Origin of the sequence: Intestinimonas butyriciproducens, from assembly GCF_004154955.1 — a bacterium.
GTDB lineage: Bacteria > Bacillota > Clostridia > Oscillospirales > Oscillospiraceae > Intestinimonas > Intestinimonas butyriciproducens.
On the sequence record NZ_CP011524.1, the window covers coordinates 1866126 to 1886063 of the forward strand.

The 19938-nt window shown below is 61.1% G+C and carries 13 protein-coding genes; 2 read left to right on the forward strand and 11 right to left on the reverse strand.

Annotation, left to right across the window (positions count from 1 at the left end; genetic code table 11):
* Window positions 1-12: 12 nt before the first annotated feature.
* Window positions 13-1095, reverse strand: a complete 1083-nt coding sequence (locus tag SRB521_RS09370) for a DUF3048 domain-containing protein (protein WP_116721734.1) — start codon at window positions 1093-1095, stop codon at window positions 13-15.
* A 170-nt stretch (window positions 1096-1265) separates the two neighbouring features.
* On the opposite strand from SRB521_RS09370, the gene SRB521_RS09375 reads away from it, so the two are divergent.
* Window positions 1266-1802: a DUF4364 family protein gene (locus SRB521_RS09375; RefSeq protein WP_033116868.1), complete on the forward strand. Its 537-nt coding sequence runs from the start codon at window positions 1266-1268 to the stop codon at window positions 1800-1802.
* A gap of 4 nt (window positions 1803-1806) precedes the next feature.
* Window positions 1807-2706, forward strand: coding sequence for a putative ABC transporter permease (locus tag SRB521_RS09380; RefSeq protein ID WP_165366616.1), 900 nt, complete (start codon window positions 1807-1809; stop codon window positions 2704-2706).
* A 60-nt stretch (window positions 2707-2766) separates the two neighbouring features.
* Here the strand turns inward: SRB521_RS09380 and cls are convergent, their stop codons facing one another.
* The 10 genes from cls to SRB521_RS09430 all read right to left on the reverse strand — a co-directional run bounded on the left by cls (window position 2767) and on the right by SRB521_RS09430 (window position 19922).
* Window positions 2767-4299, reverse strand: coding sequence for a cardiolipin synthase (cls, locus tag SRB521_RS09385; RefSeq protein ID WP_033116867.1), 1533 nt, complete (start codon window positions 4297-4299; stop codon window positions 2767-2769).
* Between the two features lie 19 nt (window positions 4300-4318).
* Window positions 4319-7789 carry a DNA polymerase III subunit alpha gene (locus tag SRB521_RS09390; RefSeq protein ID WP_116721736.1) on the reverse strand — a complete coding sequence of 1157 codons (3471 nt, stop codon included), beginning with the start codon at window positions 7787-7789 and terminating at the stop codon, window positions 4319-4321.
* Between the two features lie 24 nt (window positions 7790-7813).
* Window positions 7814-8710: a DNA-binding protein WhiA gene (whiA, locus tag SRB521_RS09395; RefSeq protein ID WP_116721737.1), complete on the reverse strand. Its 897-nt coding sequence runs from the start codon at window positions 8708-8710 to the stop codon at window positions 7814-7816.
* 14 nt (window positions 8711-8724) lie between these two features.
* A complete protein-coding gene (locus SRB521_RS09400; RefSeq protein WP_116721738.1) occupies window positions 8725-9789 on the reverse strand; it encodes a gluconeogenesis factor YvcK family protein in 1065 nt (354 codons plus the stop codon).
* Between the two features lie 13 nt (window positions 9790-9802).
* Window positions 9803-10663, reverse strand: a complete 861-nt coding sequence (gene rapZ / locus SRB521_RS09405; protein WP_116721739.1) for an RNase adapter RapZ — start codon at window positions 10661-10663, stop codon at window positions 9803-9805.
* A 41-nt stretch (window positions 10664-10704) separates the two neighbouring features.
* On the reverse strand, window positions 10705-11619 hold the full coding sequence (gene murB / locus SRB521_RS09410; protein WP_116721740.1) for a UDP-N-acetylmuramate dehydrogenase: 915 nt from the start codon (window positions 11617-11619) through the stop codon (window positions 10705-10707).
* A gap of 119 nt (window positions 11620-11738) precedes the next feature.
* Window positions 11739-12485 carry a glycoside hydrolase family 25 protein gene (locus SRB521_RS09415; RefSeq protein ID WP_242943913.1) on the reverse strand — a complete coding sequence of 249 codons (747 nt, stop codon included), beginning with the start codon at window positions 12483-12485 and terminating at the stop codon, window positions 11739-11741.
* Between the two features lie 113 nt (window positions 12486-12598).
* Window positions 12599-14059, reverse strand: coding sequence for a glutamate synthase subunit beta (locus SRB521_RS09420; protein WP_075703724.1), 1461 nt, complete (start codon window positions 14057-14059; stop codon window positions 12599-12601).
* Complete coding sequence (gltB, locus tag SRB521_RS09425) at window positions 14059-18606, reverse strand: glutamate synthase large subunit (protein ID WP_165816287.1); 4548 nt, start codon at window positions 18604-18606, stop codon at window positions 14059-14061. The genes SRB521_RS09420 and gltB overlap by 1 nt, the downstream gene beginning before the upstream one ends.
* Window positions 18607-18707: 101 nt before the next feature.
* Window positions 18708-19922, reverse strand: coding sequence for an LL-diaminopimelate aminotransferase (locus SRB521_RS09430; RefSeq protein ID WP_116721741.1), 1215 nt, complete (start codon window positions 19920-19922; stop codon window positions 18708-18710).
* Window positions 19923-19938 lie beyond the last annotated feature (16 nt).

Sequence of the window (19938 nt, forward strand, 5' to 3'; positions counted from 1 at the left end):
CGGAATGCCGCCTTATGCGAAAATAACCTCTGATTTTAAGGGGATGATGTTCACATAGCTCTTTCCCCGCCCCAAGACCAGGGGTTCCCCGTCTTCTGTGGTGTATACAAAGGAACTGCTGCGGTCGGCCTTGCTCCAATGAATGGGAATGATTTTTCCGCCGCAGGCGTACCATCCCTCTCCGCCCGAGGTGAGGTCCACCGTAATGTGGGCCAGACTGTCTCCGGTGGCACTGCACGCCGTCTGAAGTATGATGACGTTCGTGACTCCCACCTGTTCCCCGGTGTTCCCGTCTATGTAGGGCTGGCCATACTCCTCCACCAGATAGGTCCGACTCTCCTCATCATAAGTAAAGACCCCTGTTTTATAGTTAGAGAACGGCACCGTCACGGTAACGGCCTTCTCCCCTGCCGCCGGCGTACCGTCGTCTGTAAACTGCTGCGGATAGCGGTAGTCCTCTTTGTGCTCCCTCCGGACCTCCTCGGGCAGATAGGTCTCGATCGCAGAACCGGTGGTGACCACACTGTGCTCCAGACCGTTGTTTTTTCGTCTGTCCGCATCCCGCCACATGAGGTTGGAGTCCGGCGAGCGGCCCTGATAGGGCCCCCGCACCGCGTCAAAATGATCTACGTCCCAGGACCTGATCTTGGCATAGGCGTCCTCACTGCCCCCGGCGTGGATGTACAGGGCGTCATGCCCCAGCGCCAGCTCCAAATAATAGGGTCGGGCGGAGCGGACCGACCCTATCATCCCCACCCCTTCCACACTCTGATACACCCCCATCATGCGGGTAATGCCGCCCTCCGCCAGGCACTCATAGATGATGTCCGCCTGTGACTGCCCCAATTGGGGCAGAGCCTCCTTAAGATTATTGAGCATGACGGCAATGGGGCGCCGATTTGCCAGCTCTCCTGAAATGGGTTCTCCCGTAAGCGGATTTTCCGGGCCGTTGTACGGCGTCGGCTCCGGTTCCGGAGTGGATGTGGGCCCTGGCCGCGGCGTCTCCCCCTCCGAAGGAGCCGGATTCGGCACCGAACAGGAGCCCAGGAGGAGCAATACGGCGAGGCCCGCGGACAACAGACGGTAGCGTTTCATAAGTTGCCTCCCAAGGGTGTTTTTTTCATCTTACCCCCTCGCCTCCCCGCTGTCAACCCACGGCGGGATCTGCAGAAATTCACTCTTGTCCCCTTCGCTTTTTTTCGGTATAATAGTAAAATGTCCTTATAGGACTTTTCCCTTTTATCTATTCCAAAAGGAGGCGCACCATGGCTCGTGTCGGATTCATCCACGACAAGCTGGACATCAAGTTTTTGATCCTCTATATCATGTCCCGCGTGGCCGCTCCCATCGATATGCCCACTCTGGCCGATCTCACCATGTGTGACGAGGGCGTGGACTACTTTGATTTCGCCGAGGCTGCCGCAGAGCTGGTGAGTACGGAGCACCTCCTGCTGGAGGACGAGCGGTACTCCATCACAGAGAAGGGCCGGAAAAACGGGGCCATCTGTGAAAGCAGCCTCCCCTATTCTGTCCGGGTCAAATGCGATAAAAATGTCACCAAGCTCAACAGCCGCCTCCGCCGTGACGCCCAGGTGCGCTCTGAGCGCATCCCACGCAATGACGGCACCTTCACCCTCCGTCTGGCGCTGGATGATGAGCACGGGAATCTGCTCACCGTGGATATGCTGGCCGCGACCGAGCAGCAGTGTGACCGTCTCTCCGAGCAGTTCAAAGCTCATCCGGAGCAGATTTACAACGGCATTCTGGATGTGCTGCTCACCGATTACGAGGAAAAGGAGTAGCCTGATGATGGACGCGCCTATGCTGCTGGGATATCCTATACCCCTGCTGTTCCTCTATTTTATTTTCTATTCCTTCTGTGGCTGGGTGTGGGAGACTGCCTACTGTTCTATCAAGGAACGGCATTATGTCCCCCGTGGCTTTCTCTATGGTCCGCTCTGCCCCATCTACGGAGTGGGATTCCTGTTGATGATCCTCTTTTTTGCTCCTTTCCGGGACAATCTGGTGGTTTTCTATTTTGTGGCGGTGGTGGTCATGACGGCCTGGGAATACCTGGTCGGTTGGTTTTTGGAGACCACCACGCACATCAAGTACTGGGACTACAGCCATGTTAAATTGAATATCAAGGGCCGGGTATGCCTCCCTGTCAGCTTGTTCTGGGGCGTCATGTCCTATGTAGCTGTGTTCTGGATTCATCCGCCCGTGGCCCGGCTGTTCGCCCGAATCCCCATGTGGCTCCAGTATACCCTGTGCGGCTCCTTCTTCACGCTTCTGGCCGTGGATACCGTCACCACCGTCCGGAAGCTGGCTCTGGTGACCCGGGCTATGAACAAGCTCCAGACCGCGGGAGACGAGCTGCGCCTCCAAATGGCCTTGGCCAAGGCCGATCTTGGAGACAATATCGAGGAGGTGGGCGAACAGCTCCGGCAGAAGCTGGACGGCATCCGGGGCAGCCTCCCCCCTTCCGCAGCGGAACGTCTGGACCGGCTCATGGATGATTACAACGAGCTGCTGGCCCGCGCGGAACGTCAAAGCCGCCGCTTCCGCAACCGCTATGTCCATATGACCTCGCAGCGCTATACCCTCGACGACGTCCGTGCCTATGGCGCACAGTGGCGTGCCGCGCTCCGCGCCTCCAAAGAGAGGCGGAAGGCTGCCCGGCAGGCCGGGCACTCCGCCAAATGATAATGAAAACAATATATGAAGGAGCCGCAGGACTGAGTCCTGCGGCTCCTTCTCGTTCGCTTACATCAGGGGGGCAAAGACTCGCAGCACCGCCCGCACCGCCTTCCTCCACCACGGCAGGGCCCGGCACTGCGCCAGCGTCACGCTCTGGCACTGCTCCAGTGTAGAGAGAAAATCCGCGCGGATGTCCCGAATGCTGGGGTCGTTGCATAGCCACACGCCATTTTCAAAGTGGAGAAACAGACTGCGGTAATCCAGATTGATGGACCCCACCGTACCGTATTTGTCATCCACTGCGAAATTTTTTGCATGGACAAAGCCCGGCGTATATTCGTAGATCTTGACGCCCGCCTCCAAAAGGGGCTGATAGTGGGAGCGGGTGAGCTCAAACACCACCCGCTTGTCCGGAATGTGGGGGGTCATGATGCGGACATCCACCCCGGATTTTGCCGCAATGCACAGCGCAGTATTTGTGCTGTCGTCAACAATCAGGTAAGGTGTGGTGATATAGACATAGCGCCGCGCTTTGTTGATGAGATTCAGATAGACCGCCTGCCCCACCGCCTCGCAGTCCAACGGGTTGTCCGTATAGGGCTGTACGAAGCCCGGGGCCTGGATCTCCGGCAGCTCCGGGGGGCGGAACGCATCATAGTCCTCCGTGGCCTTTTCCCGCACATAGTCCCACAGCGTCAGGAACATGACCGTCATGCTCCAAGCCGCCTCGCCCCGCACTTGGATGGCGCTGTCCTTCCAGTGGCCGTATTTCACCTTTTCGTTGATATATTCGTCGGCCAGGTTGATCCCGCCGGTAAACGCCACCTTACCGTCGATCACCATGATCTTTCGGTGGTCCCGGTTGTTGAGCCGCAGGGACAGGATGGGCACAAAAGGATTGAACACGCAGCACTTGATCCCCGTCCTTGCCTCCAGTTCCCTGGCGTAGTCCCGCGGCAGCGTGAACATGGAGCCGATGTCGTCATACATGACCCGGACATCCACTCCTTCCTGCGCTTTATCCTTCAGGATGTCCAGGATGGTGTCCCACATCTTCCCCTCTTCAATGATGAAATACTCTACAAAAATATACCGCTCCGCCCGTTTGAGCTCCTCCACCATCCGGGTAAAGCACAGCTCCCCCAGGGGATAATACTCTGTTTCCGTGTTCCCATAGACCGGGCAGTGGGCGATGTGCTCCAGATAGCGGGCCTGGTGCACTGCATCCTCCCCCAGTGAGGAAAGCTCGTCCGCCTTATAGTCCGGTCTGAGCACCTCCTCCATCTTTCGGTCCGTTCCCTCCATCTTCCGGCGGGTCCGGCTGCTGAGCCGATTGCCGCCGAAAAGCAGATAGAACAACCCTCCGAAGATGGGAAAGACCAGGATGGGGATGATCCATGCGATCTTATAGGCGGGATCGCTCTGGCGCCCCACGATCCAAAAGACCGCAAAGAGGCTGATGGCGACGCACACGCCGTAAAAGGGCAGGAAATAGTTGTTGAACCGTAGGAGCATGACCACCAGGACGGCCACCTGGATCAGCAGGAAAAAAGCCACCAGGACCACGCGGTGAAAGAGTAGAGAAACCAGTTTCTTCATCGTTTCCTCACACAAATCGTCATTTCAGCACCACATTCTCTCCGCCAAGCATCTCACCCAGCTCCCGGATCAGGGCGGGGTGGATGACGCAGGGCGTTCCCATCCTTTTCCGGGTATCCGAAAAGTAAAAGACCGCCTGCTGCTCACCGGGAAACATGAGGAAGATCTTTTTGATCTTCTCAAATTGTGGGCTCTGAGCCGTGGCCACCTTGACATAGAGTTTCTGCCCGCTTTCCCGCTCCTTAACGGCCGTCCCGGCCTCTCCCAGCGGGCGGATACTGTCGACCAGCATCTGGGGCGCCTTCTCGTCTCGGACCGACAGCCGCCCGGTGGCCAGTACCGGGGCATTCTCCTTGATATAGCCTCCGCTCTCCCCCAGCACGCGCGCGAAGACCAGCAGCTCCATGGCGCCGGTGTCGTCCTCCAGCGTCACATAGGCCATCAGGGTGTTGTTTTTGGTCGTCTTGGTCTTGGAAGAGGCGACGATGCCCGCGATGGAGAGCCGCTGCTCGTCCCGGTAGGTCTCCGGTCCGTCTTCCTTGGCAAAGTCGGACAGAATGGCCCCGATGGGCGCGGCCTTGGCATTTCGGGCGGCCTCCCTGTACTCATCCATGGGGTGGCCTGTCAAATAGAGCCCTGTGGTCTCCCGCTCCATGGTCATCAGTTGGCTGCGGGAATACTCCGGGAGGTTGGGTAGGACCAGTTCGGGAATGCCGGAGGACTCGTCCTCTCCCCCGCCCCCAAAGAGGTCGAATTGACCCTCCAGGTTCTTTCGCCGCTGCTGGGCGATGCCGTCCAGGACCTGTCCATAGACCTCCATCAGTTGAGATCGCTTATACCCCAGACTGTCGAAGGCACCGCACTTGATGAGGCTCTCCACCACCCTCCGGTTCAGATCCGCCCCCATCATCCGCTGGCAGAAGTCCGGGAAGGAGGTGAAGCGCCCGCTCCGGCCCCGCTCCGCCAGCAGGTTTTGGATGACGCCCCGGCCCACGCCCTTCACCGCGACGAGGCCAAACCGGATGTTTCCATTGTCCACCGTAAAGTCGGCGTCCGAGAGGTTGATGTCCGGCGGCATGAGGCGGATGCCGTTCTCACGGCATTCGCCAATGTACTCGGCCACCTTCTCCTGATAATCCAGCACCGAGGTGAGCAGCGCCGCCATATACTCCCGCATATGGTGGCACTTGAACCATGCTGTCTGATAGCAGACGATGGCATAGCTCACCGCATGGGCTTTGTTGAACGCGTAGTTTGCAAAATCGTAGATCTCGTCGTAGATATCCTCACCGGTCTGGGCGGGGATGCCGTTGGCGACACAGCCGGGTATCCCCCGCTCCGGATCTCCATGGATAAAGGAGTGGCGCTCCTTCTCGATCTGGGCCTTCTTTTTCTTGGAGATGGCCCGCCGTACCATATCCGCCTGTCCAAGGGAGTAGCCCCCCAGCTTTCGGAATATCTCGATGACCTGCTCCTGATAGACGATACAGCCGTAGGTGACGGACAGGATCGGAATCAGGGCAGGATGCTTGTACCGGATCAGCTTGGGATCATGCTTGCAGGCGATGAATCTGGGAATGGAATCCATGGGGCCCGGGCGGTAGAGGGCGATGATAGCGGTAATATCTTCGATATTCTGCGGCTTAAGCCCCACGCATACGCCCGTCATGCCCGGTGATTCCATCTGGAACACCCCGGAGGTCTTTCCTTCAGAGAGCATCTGGAACACCTTCGGGTCGTCGTCTGAAATCGAGGAGAGCGTGAATGTGTGGTCGCTTCGCTGTACCAGCTTCACCGCGTCATCCAGAACCGTCAGGTTCCGCAGGCCCAGAAAGTCCATCTTGAGCAGCCCCAGCTCCTCCAGGGTCGTCATGGTATACTGGGTGACCACCGATTCGTCATTTTTCGCCAGAGGCACATAGTCGTCCACCGGCAGGCGGGTGATGACCACGCCCGCAGCGTGCGTGGAGGCGTGGCGGGGCATTCCCTCGATGCTCCGGGCGGTGTCGATGAGCTGCCTGACCCGCTCGTCCCCCTCATAGAGTTCCCGCAGCGGCTTGGAGATTTTCAGGGATTCATCCAGCGTAATGTGAAGCGCCCCCGGGCCGCTGGGCACCAGCTTGGCGATCTGGTCGACCTCGGCATAGGGGAAATTGAGCGCCCTCCCTACATCCCGGATCGCGCCCCGGGCGGCCATCGTACCAAAGGTGACGATCTGGGCCACGTGGTCCGAGCCGTATTTACGGCAGACATAGTCGATGACCTCCTGACGGCGGCGGATACAGAAGTCGATATCGATATCCGGCATGGTGACCCGCTCCGGATTCAGGAATCTCTCGAAATAGAGACTGTATTTCATGGGTTCCACGTCGGTGATGTCCAGGCAGTAGGACACTACGCTCCCTGCAGCGGAGCCACGCCCGGGTCCCACGGGGATGCCGCTGCGCTTGGCATAGCCGATGAAGTCGGAGACAATGAGGAAATAGTCTACAAACCCCATCTTGCGGATCATATCCATCTCATAGCGGAGCTGCTGCAAATATTCCGGCGGCTCCTTCGGGTAGCGGCGCTTGAAGCCGTCCAGGCAGAGCCTTTCAAAATAGGCGTCCCTGTCGGTATATCCCTCCGGCAGCTTGAATTCCGGCAGGTGGTACGTTCCGAACTCGAACTCCACATTACAGAGATCCGCCACCCTTTGGGTATTCTCAATGGCCTCAGGGCACTGCGGGAAAAGCGCGCGCATTTCCGCCTCGCTTTTGACGTAGAACTCCTCTGTTTCAAATTTCATTCGGCCGGGATCGTCCACGGTTTTGCCCATCTGGATGCACATGAGCACATCCTGGGTGACGGCGTCGGCCCGACTGAGATAGTGGGCGTCGTTGGTGGCCACCAGAGGGATGCCGGTATCCTCGTGAAGGCGCAACAGACCCTGCACGATCTGGGGATCTTCCGGAAGAGAGTGATCCTGGAGCTCCAGATAATAGCCATCCGCACCAAAGAGTTCTCTCATTGCCAGGGCCTCTTGCTTCGCCGCCTCATACTGTCCGTTCCGGAGGAAGCGGGGGATCTCCCCTGCCAGGCAGGCCGACAGGGCAATCAGCCCCTCGTGGTGCTCCCGCAGCAGGTCCTTGTCAATGCGGGGCCGGACATAAAAGCCTTCGGTAAAGCTCCGGGACACCATATGGCAGAGATTCCGGTAGCCGACCTCATTGCGGCACAAAAGGATGAGATGCCGGGCGCCGCTGTCCATCTCGTGCACCTTGTCAAACCGGGTCCTGGGCGCCACATAGACCTCGCAGCCAATGATGGGCTTGATCCCCTCGGCCTTGCAGGCCTTATAAAAGTCCACCGCCCCGTACATGACGCCGTGGTCGGTGATGGCCACGGCGGTCTGTCCCAGTTCCCTTACGCGCCGTACCAATCCTGGGATCCGGCAGCAGCCGTCCAGAAGCGAATATTCCGTGTGGATGTGAAGATGGGTAAAAGCCATGGGGAACCTCCTGTCTGTCGCACGTTATCTTCCGGCCAGTTCCATGAGCTTCCGCAGCCGATGGTTCAGGCATGACTTGGTAACCGGCGGGTCGCAGATGGCCGCCAACTGTGAGAGCGTCAGTTCCGGATGGTCCATCCGCAGTGCCGCCGTCTCCCGGAGCTTGTCCGGCAGGGAATCCAGCCCGTGGACCGACGCGTACCGCTCAATGGCCTCCACCTGCCCCAGGGCGGCGTCCACCGCCTTATCCAGATTGGCCGAATCACAGTTTACCCGCCGGTTCACACTTCCCCGCAAATGTTTCTCCAGCTTCGCGTTCATCAGCTCCATGGCAGAAAGGGGTGCCCCCACTGCGGTCAGGAAGTCGGCAATGGTCTCGCTGGATTTGAAATAGGTGATATAGTTGGATTTCCGGGTGGTCTGCTTGGGAGAGAACCCCACCTCCGGCAGCAGCGCCGAAAGCTCCCGGCTGACGTTATAATGAGAGGTCACCAGCTCCAGATGGTATCCCTTCGCCGGGTCGCTTACGGAGCCGGCAGTCAGGAAGGCCCCCCGCAGGAAGGCCGTTCTGCAGTGGTCCTCCTCCAATACCGCAAAGTTGATATGGTGGGCCAAGCTTACCGCCGGATCGATCCCGTAGATCTCCCGGATGGCGGAAAGCTTGTCCGGATCATGGATCAGGAAGATCCGTTTCCCCGCCTCTCCCGGCTCCGGGCGCTGATCGAAGCTCAGACGAAAGGCCCTTCGGAAGAGCTCCGGGAGTCTCCCTGCAAAGGCAGCGCTGCCCGTGACCACCTTGATTTCCCGCGGAGCAAAGGTATGGCAGAAAAGGAGCACGCCATATGCCTCAGCCCGGGCGCAGCATTTCCGGGCGGGCTCCCCGCGGCAGAGCTCCTCTTTCACCTGCGTTCCAAACGACATAACGCTCCCCTTCCCTAAGTATCTTCAAGGATAAACGCGCCGTCCTCCGCACCCAGCTCCGGCACGACCCGCATGGAGCGTTCGCCGTGCAGCTCCATCACGGCGGCGGCCAGCCGGGCAATGGAATGCCGGGCAAAGTCGGAGGTCTCAGAGGCCAGAGGCCGCTCCACCAGTTCTATCCCCAGGGACTCCACCGCCGCCCGGTCCACCGCGATGGGGGCGGCATCCTCCTCGCGGTACCGCTCCACCAGGCCGGGCCGCACCTGCGCGGAGTTGGCCAGACAGAGGTCGACTAGGCCCGGCCCGCCATGGGCCAGGAGCGCCGCCACGTGGTCTGAGACCGTATAGCCCTCTGTCTCCCCATCCTGGGTCATGATGTTGCAGATATAGATTTTCAGCGCATCAGACGCCCGGATGGCCTCCGCCACCCCATCTACCAGCAGATTGGGGATGACGCTGGTGTAAAGGCTTCCCGGACCCAGTAAAATAAGGTCCGCCTCCCGGATCGCCCGCAGCGTTTCGGGCAGGGCGGGAGGGTGTTCCGGCAGAAGCCGCACCTTCCGGATCCGGCAGTCCTGTTCCTTTTTGAACCGGCTGATCTTGGACTCCCCCACCACGCTGGTCCCGTTTTCAAATGTGGCCTCCAGGCGCACATCCTCGTTTGTAACGGGGAGCACCCGTCCGGTGATGGCCAGCACCTCGCTCATCCGCGCCACCGCCTGATCAAAGGAGGGGGAAATGCCGTTGAGCGCCGCCAGGATCAGATTCCCAAAGGATTGTCCTCCCAGGCTCCCGGAGTCTTTGGGAAAGCGGTAGGACAGCAGCTCACCCATCACGGGCTCCACATTGGCCAGCGCCTCCATGCAGTGACGGATGTCCCCCGGCGGGGGCATCCCCAGGTCCTCCCGGAGCATTCCGGAGCCCCCCCCATCATCCGCCACGGTCACGATAGCGGTCAGGTTGCGGGTATACTGTTTGAGACCGCGCAGCATGGTGGACAGTCCGGTCCCCCCGCCGATGGCGGCGATCTTAGGTCCGTGCTCCCAACGGCTGTCCGAGCGGCCATACGGTTCGATCATAAATCGGCCCTCCTCAGTCCCGCGTCATGTCTCTGTGGTTCTCCGCGGCGCTGTAGCCCTTCTGCCGGATGAAGTCGGCCAATGCGCGGGTCACCGCCACCGAGCGGTGGTGCCCGCCGGTACAGCCCACGCCGATGACCAGTGCGGTCTTTCCCTCCTCCACATAGAGGGGGAGCAGAAAACCCATCAGGTTCTCCAGGTGCTTCATGAAGTCCCTGGTCTGCTGGTATCCGAATACGAAGTTCCGTACACCGTCGTCCAGTCCGGTCTGGTCCCGCAGCTCGGCGATATAATAGGGATTGGGCAGGAATCTCACGTCAAAGACCAGATCGGCCTCGATGGGGATGCCGTATTTAAAGCCGAAGGAAATCACGGACACGCTCATGGCCGGCGCGCCGTCCCCCTCTCCAAAGAGGCGGAGCATCTCCCCGCGCAGTTTTGCGGTGGAGAGTGCGGACGTGTCCACGATGTATTCCGCCCGCTGGCGGACGGGCTCCAGAGCCGTCCGCTCCACGCGGACCGCCTCCGCCAGGGAGCGGCCGTTTTTCGCCAGGGGGTGTATCCTGCGGGTCTCCTTGTACCGCTTTACAATGGTCTCCAGCGTGGCCTCCACGAAGAGGATCTTGTAGTCGCAGCCCATCTCGTGGAGCTGGTCCAGAGCGGAAAACAGGCCGTCGAAGGTCTGTCCGCCCCGGATGTCCGTGACCAGCGCCACCCTGTCATATTGGCCCTGGCCCGCCATGCAGAGCTCGGCAAACTTGGGGATGAGCGCCGCCGGCATGTTGTCCACCACATAGTATCCCATATCCTCCAGGAAGGAGGCCGCCTTACTCTTCCCGGCGCCGGAAAGGCCGGAAATCAGAATAAATTTCATCTTTTGTCACCCCTCCATGCGCCGCAATGCCGCACTCACGCTCAAACTCCCAGCGTCCGCACCTCAAGCTCCAGTTCCACGCCGGTCTCCCGGCGCACGGTCTCCCGGACATGCTCCGCCAGACGGAGCACATCATCACAGGTGGCCCCCCCCGCGTTGATGAGGAAGCCCGCGTGCTTGGTGGACACCTGCGCTCCACCCATTTTGACGCCTTTCAGCTTGCATTCATCGATCAGGGCCGCGGCAAAGTAGCCTTTGGGACGCTTGAACGTACTCCCGGCGCTGGGCACATCCAGAGGCTGCTTGTGGCGGCGGCGGTTCCATAGGTCATCCATCAGGGCCTTGATGGCGGCGCTGTCGCCGCTTTTCAGCTCCAGCGTAGCGCCCAGGATAAAGCGTCGTTCATTTGAGAAGGCACTGTGGCGGTAAGAAAAGTCCAAGTCTTGGCCGGAGACCGTCTCCCGCTCCCCCTCCTCCGTAAGGCAGCGCACCTCCCGGACCACCATGCTCATATCCCCTTCATAGGCCCCCGCGTCCATGGTGACGGCGCCGCCGAGCGAGCCGGGAATGCCATGGGCAAACTCCAACCCGGAAAGCCCCTGCTCCATAGCGAAGGACGCCAGGCGGGAGAGAAGCACGCCGCTCCCTGCGGCGATGGTGTTGCCCTCCGCCCGCAGGCTGTTCAGGCCGCTGACCGCCTTCAGGATAAACCCGTCGTATCCCCGGTCCGCCACCAAAAGGTCGCTTCCGTTGCCCATATAAAATGGGGCGACGCCCAGTCCCTTGGCACAGCGCACCGCGGCCTCGGCCTCCTCCTCCGTGACCGGCAGGGCCATGAGCCGCGCGGGCCCGCCGATCCGGAAGGTGGTGTGCTTGCTCATGAGCTCGTTTTCCCGCAGCTCCAGCCCGGGACAGACTTTTCTGAGTTCCTGTATCAAAGAGAGGTATCGGTCCATATCGCACCTCCAAAAAGAATTGGTATCACATGGCTATTAGGATATTATAGCAGAAATGCCGCGGGATTAGAATAGGGAGCGTGAGAAAAAGCCGGCGCCCGCCCGGGGACAGGCATCCCTCACCCTGCAAGCCCGAAGGTCTGAAATTCCTCCAGAGATCCCCGGAATACATTGAGGTCGATGCGCTGTTCCGCACCGTCATACCCCTCCAGCTCAGCACTGTGGGAATACTGCCAGAAGGACCAGTTCTTGTCAAACGGGGCCAGCAGCGGGCGGCTCACCCACAGGGGATATGCCTCATAGCCCTCCCTGAGATAGAGCGCATAGGAGCGGTATGTCACATAGAGAATGGGCTTTACCCCGTAAAATTCCTCCAGCCGCCGGAGCAGCGGATCCAGCACCGATTTGACATGGGCTTTGTCCGGCAGATTCTCCAGCTTGTCCCCATAGAACTCAATATCCACCACCGGGGGCAGCGCCCCGGCCGTCACCGGTACCATGGAGATGAAATTGTCCGCCTGGGTCTCCCCCGGGCTGTCATAGCTGAAAAAGTGATAGGCTCCCACCCGCACGCCCGCAGCCTGTGCGTTCTCCCAGTTGGCGGAAAACTGCCGGTCCTGAAGGGAGCTCCCCTCTGTGGCCTTGATAAAGGCGAAATCCACACCCTGTGCCCGCAGGGCCGGCCAGTCCACATCCCCCTGATAAGTGGAGACGTCCACGCCGAACACCTGCCACTGGCGCGGGTCAGCCTCCTGCGGCAGCAGGATATACCCCCGCCAGCGCAGGAAATGGAAGAGGGCCACGGCGGCTGTGGCCAGCAGCAGAAGCAACAGGAGCAGGCGGGACACCACCCTGAAACATTTCATCAATTTGATCACCACGCAACATCATACGGGAATTCTGCGGGAAACGCAACCGGAATTTAACAGGTGTGAAAACTGGAGGGGACACGCCCAAGGCATGTCCCCTCCAGTTTCCCTCATTCCAGATTGGTATATCCCATCATGAATTCATCCACCTCCCGGGCGGCGGCCCGGCCCTCCTGGATGGCCCATACCACCAGGGACTGTCCCCGGTGCATATCTCCCGCCGTAAACACCCTGGGTACGCTGGTCGCGTATCGCCCTGCCGCAGTCTGCACGCAGGTACGGGGGGTGCGCTCCACGCCAAAGGCGGCGGGGACATAGTCCTGCGGCCCTAAAAAGCCGGCCGCGATGAGCAGCAGCTCACACTTGAGCGTCTGCTCACTGCCCTCCACAGGCTTGAGGTCGCCGGTGAGCTTCACCGTCCTGACGCCGGTGAGCGCGCCCTTCTCGTCCCTCAGGATCTCGGTCACCGTGGTCTGATAGATCCTGGGATCGGCACCGAAGAGGGCGATGGCCTCCTCCTGGCCGTAGTCGGTCTTGCAGACCCTGGGCCATTCGGGCCAGGGGTTGGTCTCCGCCCGCCGGTCGGGGGCCTTCGGCATCATCTCCAACTGTACCACGGACTTGCATCCATGACGGATGGAGGTGCCCACACAGTCGTTGCCCGTGTCACCGCCGCCGATGATGACCACATTTTTCCCCTTGGCGGAGACGTACTGCCCGTCCTTGAGATCGGAATCCAGCAGGCTCTTGGTGGTGGCTTTGAGGAAGTCTACCGCGAAATAGACGTCTCCGCCCTCTCTGCCAGGCACCTTCAGGTCCCTTGCTTCCGCCGCGCCGCAGCAGAGCACCACTGCGTCATAGTCCTTCAGCAGGTCCTGAGCGGAGAGGTCCCGCCCCACGTCCACGCCGGTGCGGAACACTATGCCCTCGGCGGCCATCAGGGCCACCCGGCGCTCCACGATACGCTTTTCCAGCTTCATATTGGGAATCCCGTACATCAGCAGACCGCCAGGCCGGTCCGCCCGCTCGAAGACGGTGACGGCGTGCCCTCTGCCGCCCAGTTGGGCCGCGCAGGCCAGGCCAGAAGGGCCGGACCCCACCACCGCCACCCGTTTCCCCGTGTGGACCTTGGGCGGATGGGGCTGGATGAGCCCCTTCTCCCACGCATCCTCAATGATCCCCAGCTCATTTTCCTTCACGGTGACAGGGTCCCCATGGAGACCGCAGGTGCAGGCCGCCTCGCACAGGGCGGGACACACCCGTCCGGTAAACTCCGGAAAATTGTTGGTCTTCAGGAGCCGCTGGAGCGCATGCCCGAAGTTGCCGGTGTAGACGAGGTCGTTCCACTCCGGCACCAGATTGTGCAGCGGACAGCCGGACACCATTCCGTTCAGAACGGCGCCGGACTGGCAGAAGGGGACGCCGCACTCCATACAGCGCGCCCCCTGGCGCCGGCGCTCCTCCCGGCCCAGCCGGGGGTGGAACTCACAAAAATGCCGGACGCGCTCCTTGGGAGCCTCCGCGGGGTTCCCCTGGCGCGGATATTCCAGAAATCCGGTCGGCTTGCCCATTACTGCTCCCCTCCTCTCGTATTCAGGTAAAACGCCTCCACCTCGGCCTGCTCCCGGTCCATCCCCTTCTCCTCCAATTGGGCAATGGTGCGGAGCATCCGATCATAGTCGAGGGGCAGGATCTTCTTGAAGCGCGGCAGATAGTGGTCAAATTGGGTCAGGATCTCCATTCCCCTCTTGGAGCCAGTAAGGGCCACGTGCTCCTGGATGAGGCTCCTGAGCTCTGCAATGTCATGCTTTTCCGTCACCGGATCCATGGAGACCAGCGACTTGTTGAGCCGCATGTAGAGGTCACGGTGCTCATCCAGTACGTAGGCCACGCCGCCCGACATACCGGCGGCAAAATTTTTGCCGGTGCGCCCCAGGACCACCACCCGGCCGCCGGTCATATACTCGCAGCCGTGGTCGCCCACGCCCTCCACCACGGCCACCGCGCCGGAATTCCGGACACAGAAGCGTTCTCCGGCCATGCCGCAGACAAAGGCCCGCCCCGAGGTGGCGCCGTACAGGGCCACGTTACCGATGATGATGTTTTCTTCCGCCGGGTAGGTGCTGTCTTTGGGCGGATAGACCACCAGCTTGCCGCCGGAAAGGCCTTTGCCAAAGTAGTCGTTGGAATCGCCCTCCAGCTCCAGTGTCAAGCCCTTGGGGATGAACGCGCCGAAGGACTGTCCGCCCCCGCCGGTACACTTGACGGTGAGGCTGTCGTCGGGGAGTCGGTCCCCATGGAGCCGTGTGATGTCGGAGCCGAGAATGGTCCCCAGCGTCCGGTCCGTAGAGGAGACTCCGATCTCCACCCTTGCCTTCTCTCCCCGCTCCAGCGCCCTGCCAAGGCGCTTTTCCAGCACATTGAGGTCCACGGTATCCTCCAGCCTGAAGTCGTAGATATCCGCCGGGTCAAAGTGCTGCTTGGCGCCGGTGCCCACATACGGGTTGGCAAGCACAGCCGAGAGGTCCACCGTGGCGGCCCGCTCATTGGCGGCATGGGGACGGACCTTCAGGAGGTCAGTGCGGCCCACCAGCTCGTCTATGGTGCGCACACCCAGCTTCGCCATATGCTCCCGCAGCTCCTGGGCTATGAAGCGCATAAAGTTCACCACATATTCGGGCCGGCCCGTAAAGCGCTTGCGCAGCTCGGGATTCTGGGTGGCCACACCCACAGGGCAGGTGTCCAGATTGCAGACCCGCATCATGACGCATCCCATGGTGACCAGAGGCGCAGTGGCAAAGCCGAACTCCTCCGCGCCCAGCATACAGGCGATGGCCACATCCCGGCCGGACATCAGCTTGCCGTCCGTCTCCACCACCACACGGGAGCGGAGCCCGTTCTCCATCAGCGTCTGATGGGTCTCGGCAAGGCCGAGCTCCCAAGGGAGGCCCGCGTTGTGGATGGAGGTCCGCGGAGCGGCGCCGGTACCCCCGTCGTGACCCGAGATAAGGACCACCTGAGCCCCCGCCTTGGCTACACCGGCGGCGATGGTTCCCACCCCTGCCTCCGAGACCAGTTTTACCGAGATGCGGGCCCGCCGGTTGGCGTTCTTGAGATCATAGATGAGCTGGGCCAGATCCTCGATGGAGTAGATATCGTGGTGAGGGGGCGGGGAGATGAGGGTGACGCCCGGGGTGGAGTAGCGGCACTTGGCGATCCAGGGATAGACCTTTTTGCCGGGCAGATGTCCACCCTCTCCGGGCTTGGCCCCCTGGGCCAGCTTGATCTGGATCTCATTGGCGGAGACCAGGTATTCGGACGTAACGCCGAACCGCCCGGACGCCACCTGCTTGATGGCGGAATTTTTATCCGTGCCCAGCCGCTCGGGCCTTTCACCGCCCTCGCCGGAGTTGGACTTGCCGCCCAACAGGTTCATGGCCTGCGCCATGCACTCATGGGCCTCCTGGGAGATGGAGCCGTAGCTCATCGCGCCCGTCTTGAACCGCCTGACGATGGAATCCGCGCCTTCCACCTCATCGATGGGGACGGGTGTTTCCGCATAGCGCATCTCCAGCAGCCCGCGGAGGGTATGAGGCCGGGTCTCATCGTCCACATGGGCGGTATACTCTTTGAAGAGTCCGTAGTCCCCCCGCCGGGTGGCCTCCTGGAGAAGGTGGATGGTCTGGGGATTGTAGAGGTGGTCTTCCTGGCCCGCGCGGGCCTTATGGGCCCCCATGGAGTCCAGTTCCAGATCAGTCCCCAGGCCCAGGGGATCAAACGCCCTGGAGTGGTTGCGGTCCACCAGCTCCCCGATCTCATTCAGGCCGATGCCACCCACCCGGGAGACCGTGTTGGTGAAATATTGGTCCACCACCTCCTTTGCGATGCCCACCGCCTCAAAGATCTGAGCGGACTGGTAGGACTGGATGGTGGAGATGCCCATCTTGGAGGCGATCTTCACGATCCCATGGAGAATGGCGGCGTTGTAGTCATCCACGGCCGCATGGAAATCCTTGTCCAGCAGCCCATCCTCAATGAGAGAGACGATGGTCTCCTGTGCCAAGTATGGGTTGATGGCCCGGGCCCCGTAGCCCAGGAGGGTGGCAAAATGGTGGACGTCCCGGGGCTCGGCGGACTCCAGAATGATGGATACCGCCGTGCGTTTTTTGGTCCGTACCAGATACTGCTCAATGGCGGACACGGCCAGCAGAGACGGAATGGCCACGTGGTTCTCGTCTACTCCCCGGTCAGAGAGGATGATGATGTTGGCCCCCGCCCGATAAGCACGGTCCACTGCCACGAAGAGATGATCCAGCGCCCGCTCCAGAGGGGTGTTCTTATAGTAGAGGATGGAGACGGTCTCCACGTGGAAACCCGGCTTCTTCATATGCCGGATCTTCATCAGGTCCGTAGAGGTGAGGATAGGGTTGTGGACCTGGAGCACCTTGCAGTTCTCCGCCTTTTCCTGGAGGAGGTTGCCGTCGTCGCCGATATAGACGGTGGTGTCTGTAACTACCTCCTCGCGGATGGCGTCGATGGGCGGATTAGTGACCTGTGCAAAGAGCTGTTTGAAGTAGTTGAACAGCGGCTGCCCCTGGTCGTCCAGTACGGCCAGGGGAATATCGACCCCCATGGCAGCGGTGGGCTCGGCCCCGGTCCTTGCCATGGGGAGGATGGCGTTGCGCACGTCCTCATAGGTATAGCCGAAGGCCTTCTGAAGCCGGGCCAGGGCCTCCCGTGAGCGATTCTCCACACGGTGGTTGGGAATGCTCAGATCAGAGAGGTGGACCAAATTCTTATCCAACCACTCCCCGTAGGGCTGGCGCGCGGCATAGGTCTCCTTGAGCGCCTCATCCCCGATGATCCGCCCGGCCCTAGTGTCCACCAGCAGCATCCGCCCGGGCTGCAGACGGGACTTTTCCACGATACGGTCTGCCGGGATATCCAGCACCCCCACCTCCGAGGAGAGAATCAGGCGGTCGTCAGAGGTCACATAGTATCGGGAGGGGCGCAGGCCGTTGCGGTCCAGGACCGCGCCCACCACATCGCCGTCAGAGAAGAGGATGGATGCGGGGCCGTCCCACGGCTCCATCAGAATGGCGTAGTACTGATAGAGGTCCCGCTTTGTCCTTGAGATGGTCTTGTCCCCCTGCCAGGGCTCGGGGATGGTGACCATGACCGCCAGCGGCAGGTCCATACCGGCCATCATCATAAACTCCAACGAGTTGTCCAGCATGGCGGAGTCGGAGCCCTCTCCGTTGATGACAGGGTAGACCTTGTCCAGCTCCGTGTCCAGCAGGGGCGCGGACATGGTCTCTTCCCGGGCCAGCATCCGATCCGCGTTGCCGCGTATGGTGTTGATCTCTCCGTTGTGGAGAAGCAGGCGGTTGGGGTGGGCCCGCTCCCAGGAGGGGTTGGTGTTGGTGGAGAAGCGGGAGTGGACCAGGGCGATGGCCGACTGATAGTCCCTGTCCTGGAGGTCCTTGTAAAACCGCCGGAGCTGGTGGACCAGGAACATGCCCTTATAGACAATGGTGCGGCTGGAGAGGGAGCAGACATAGGTGGCGTCGGCGGACTGCTCAAAGACCCTGCGGGCGACATAGAGCTTCCGGTCGAAGTCGATCCCCCGCGCAGTCCCGTCGGGCCGCCTCACAAAGCCCTGTTCGATGCAGGGCATCTTTGCCAGAGCCTTGCTGCCCAGGATGGAGGGCTCCACCGGGACGCTCCGCCAGCCGAGGAACTCCATTCCCTCTTTTTCCACAATGACCTCGAACATCTTCTTGGCCTGGCTCCGCTTGAGCCCGTCCTGCGGGAAGAAGAACATCCCGACGCCGTAGTCCCGCGCCTCTCCAAGGGATAGGCCCAGCTCACCGGCGGCCTTTTGAAAAAACTGGTGGGAGATCTGGAGGAGGATGCCCACACCGTCGCCGGTCTTGCCCTCGGCGTCCTTTCCGGCCCGGTGCTCCAGCTTTTCCACGATTTTCAGGGCGTCGTCCACCGTCCGGTGGCTCTGCAGGCCCTTGATATCCACCACGGCGCCGATTCCACAGGCGTCATGCTCAAAGGCGGGATCATACAGGCCCTGCTGTCGATATCCCTCGTTTCTGATCATTTCCATTTGTACAAGCCCCTTTCCGGGTAAGAATTCCATGGAAAAAAGGGCGCGGCACACCGGAGCCCTTCCGGCCCGGCGGTCGCACCCCATTGCGCGTCCAAACGTTACAATATGCGCTTGATCCGCTCCACAGCCTGTGCCGTATCCTCCGCTCCGCCAAAGCCGGTGAGGCGGATATAGCCCTCTCCGCTGGGGCCGAAGCCCGCGCCGGGGGTGGTGACTACATTGGCTCTTTGGAGCAGCAGATCGAAAAAGTCCCAGGACGGCATTCCATCCGGCGTCCCGACCCAGACATAGGGGGAGTTCACGCCGCCCGATACTTTCAGCCCGGCGGCGGCGAGGCCCTCCCGGATGGTCCTCGCATTGCTCAGGTAATAGGCGATATTCTCCTCCACCTGGCGGCGCCCCTCCGCCGTATAGACGGCCTCCGCCCCGCGCTGAACGATATAGGGGGTGCCGTTGAACTTGGTGCACTGCCGACGGTTCCACAACTCCCGCAGGCTGGCCCCGCCCCGGACCAGCTCCCCGGGAATGGCCGTCGCCGCGCAGCGGGTACCGGTAAAGCCCGCCGTCTTGGAAAAGGAACGGAATTCAATGGCGCAGGTACGGGCTCCTTCAATCTCGAAAATGGAATGGGGGATCTCGGGCTCGGTGATGAAGGCCTCATAGGCTGCGTCAAAGAGGATCACCGCTCCGCAGTCATTGGCGTAATCCACCCATCTCTTGAGCTGCTCCCGGGTCGCCACCGCGCCCGTGGGGTTGTTGGGGAAGCAGAGGTAGATCAAATCCACCGCGCCATCGGGCAGGTCCGGCGTAAAACCGTTCTCCGCCGTACAGGGCATATAGCACAGCTCCGTCCAGCGCTCCCGCACCTTATCGTATTCTCCGGCTCTCCCGGCCATCGCATTGGTGTCCACATAGGCCGGGTACACCGGATCGCAGACGGCCACCCGGTTCCCCGGTCCGAACAGGTCCCCGATGTTGCCGCAGTCGCTTTTGGCGCCATCGCTGATAAAGATCTCGTCGGCCGAGATCTCCGCGCCCCGGGCCTGGAAATCATACCTAGCCATGGCCTCCCGCAGGAACGGATAGCCTTGCTCGGGGCCATAGCCCCGGAAGGTCTCCGCGCTCCCCTGTTCGTCCACGGCGGCGTGCATCGCCGCCAGAACCGCCGGAGGCAGCGGCCGGGTCACATCCCCGATGCCCAGGCGGATCAGCGCCGCCTCCGGGTGCTCCCCGGTGTAGCCCGCCACACGGCGGGCGATCTCGGAAAACAGATAGCTGCCGGGCAGCTTGCAAAAGTTGTCGTTGATCTGCACTGTAGTCCCTCCATCT

Excerpts from the sequence above, each read along its gene's own strand:
- SRB521_RS09370 (WP_116721734.1), bottom strand. The coding sequence starts at position 1,095 with ATGAAACGCTACCGTCTGTTGTCCGCGGGCCTCGCCGTATTGCTCCTC.
- SRB521_RS09375 (WP_033116868.1), top strand. The coding sequence starts at position 1,266 with ATGGCTCGTGTCGGATTCATCCACGACAAGCTGGACATCAAGTTTTTG.
- SRB521_RS09380 (WP_165366616.1), top strand. The coding sequence starts at position 1,807 with ATGATGGACGCGCCTATGCTGCTGGGATATCCTATACCCCTGCTGTTC.
- cls (WP_033116867.1), bottom strand. The coding sequence starts at position 4,299 with ATGAAGAAACTGGTTTCTCTACTCTTTCACCGCGTGGTCCTGGTGGCT.
- SRB521_RS09390 (WP_116721736.1), bottom strand. The coding sequence starts at position 7,789 with ATGGCTTTTACCCATCTTCACATCCACACGGAATATTCGCTTCTGGAC.
- whiA (WP_116721737.1), bottom strand. The coding sequence starts at position 8,710 with ATGTCGTTTGGAACGCAGGTGAAAGAGGAGCTCTGCCGCGGGGAGCCC.
- SRB521_RS09400 (WP_116721738.1), bottom strand. The coding sequence starts at position 9,789 with ATGATCGAACCGTATGGCCGCTCGGACAGCCGTTGGGAGCACGGACCT.
- rapZ (WP_116721739.1), bottom strand. The coding sequence starts at position 10,663 with ATGAAATTTATTCTGATTTCCGGCCTTTCCGGCGCCGGGAAGAGTAAG.
- murB (WP_116721740.1), bottom strand. The coding sequence starts at position 11,619 with ATGGACCGATACCTCTCTTTGATACAGGAACTCAGAAAAGTCTGTCCC.
- SRB521_RS09415 (WP_242943913.1), bottom strand. The coding sequence starts at position 12,485 with ATGAAATGTTTCAGGGTGGTGTCCCGCCTGCTCCTGTTGCTTCTGCTG.
- SRB521_RS09420 (WP_075703724.1), bottom strand. The coding sequence starts at position 14,059 with ATGGGCAAGCCGACCGGATTTCTGGAATATCCGCGCCAGGGGAACCCC.
- gltB (WP_165816287.1), bottom strand. The coding sequence starts at position 18,606 with ATGGAAATGATCAGAAACGAGGGATATCGACAGCAGGGCCTGTATGAT.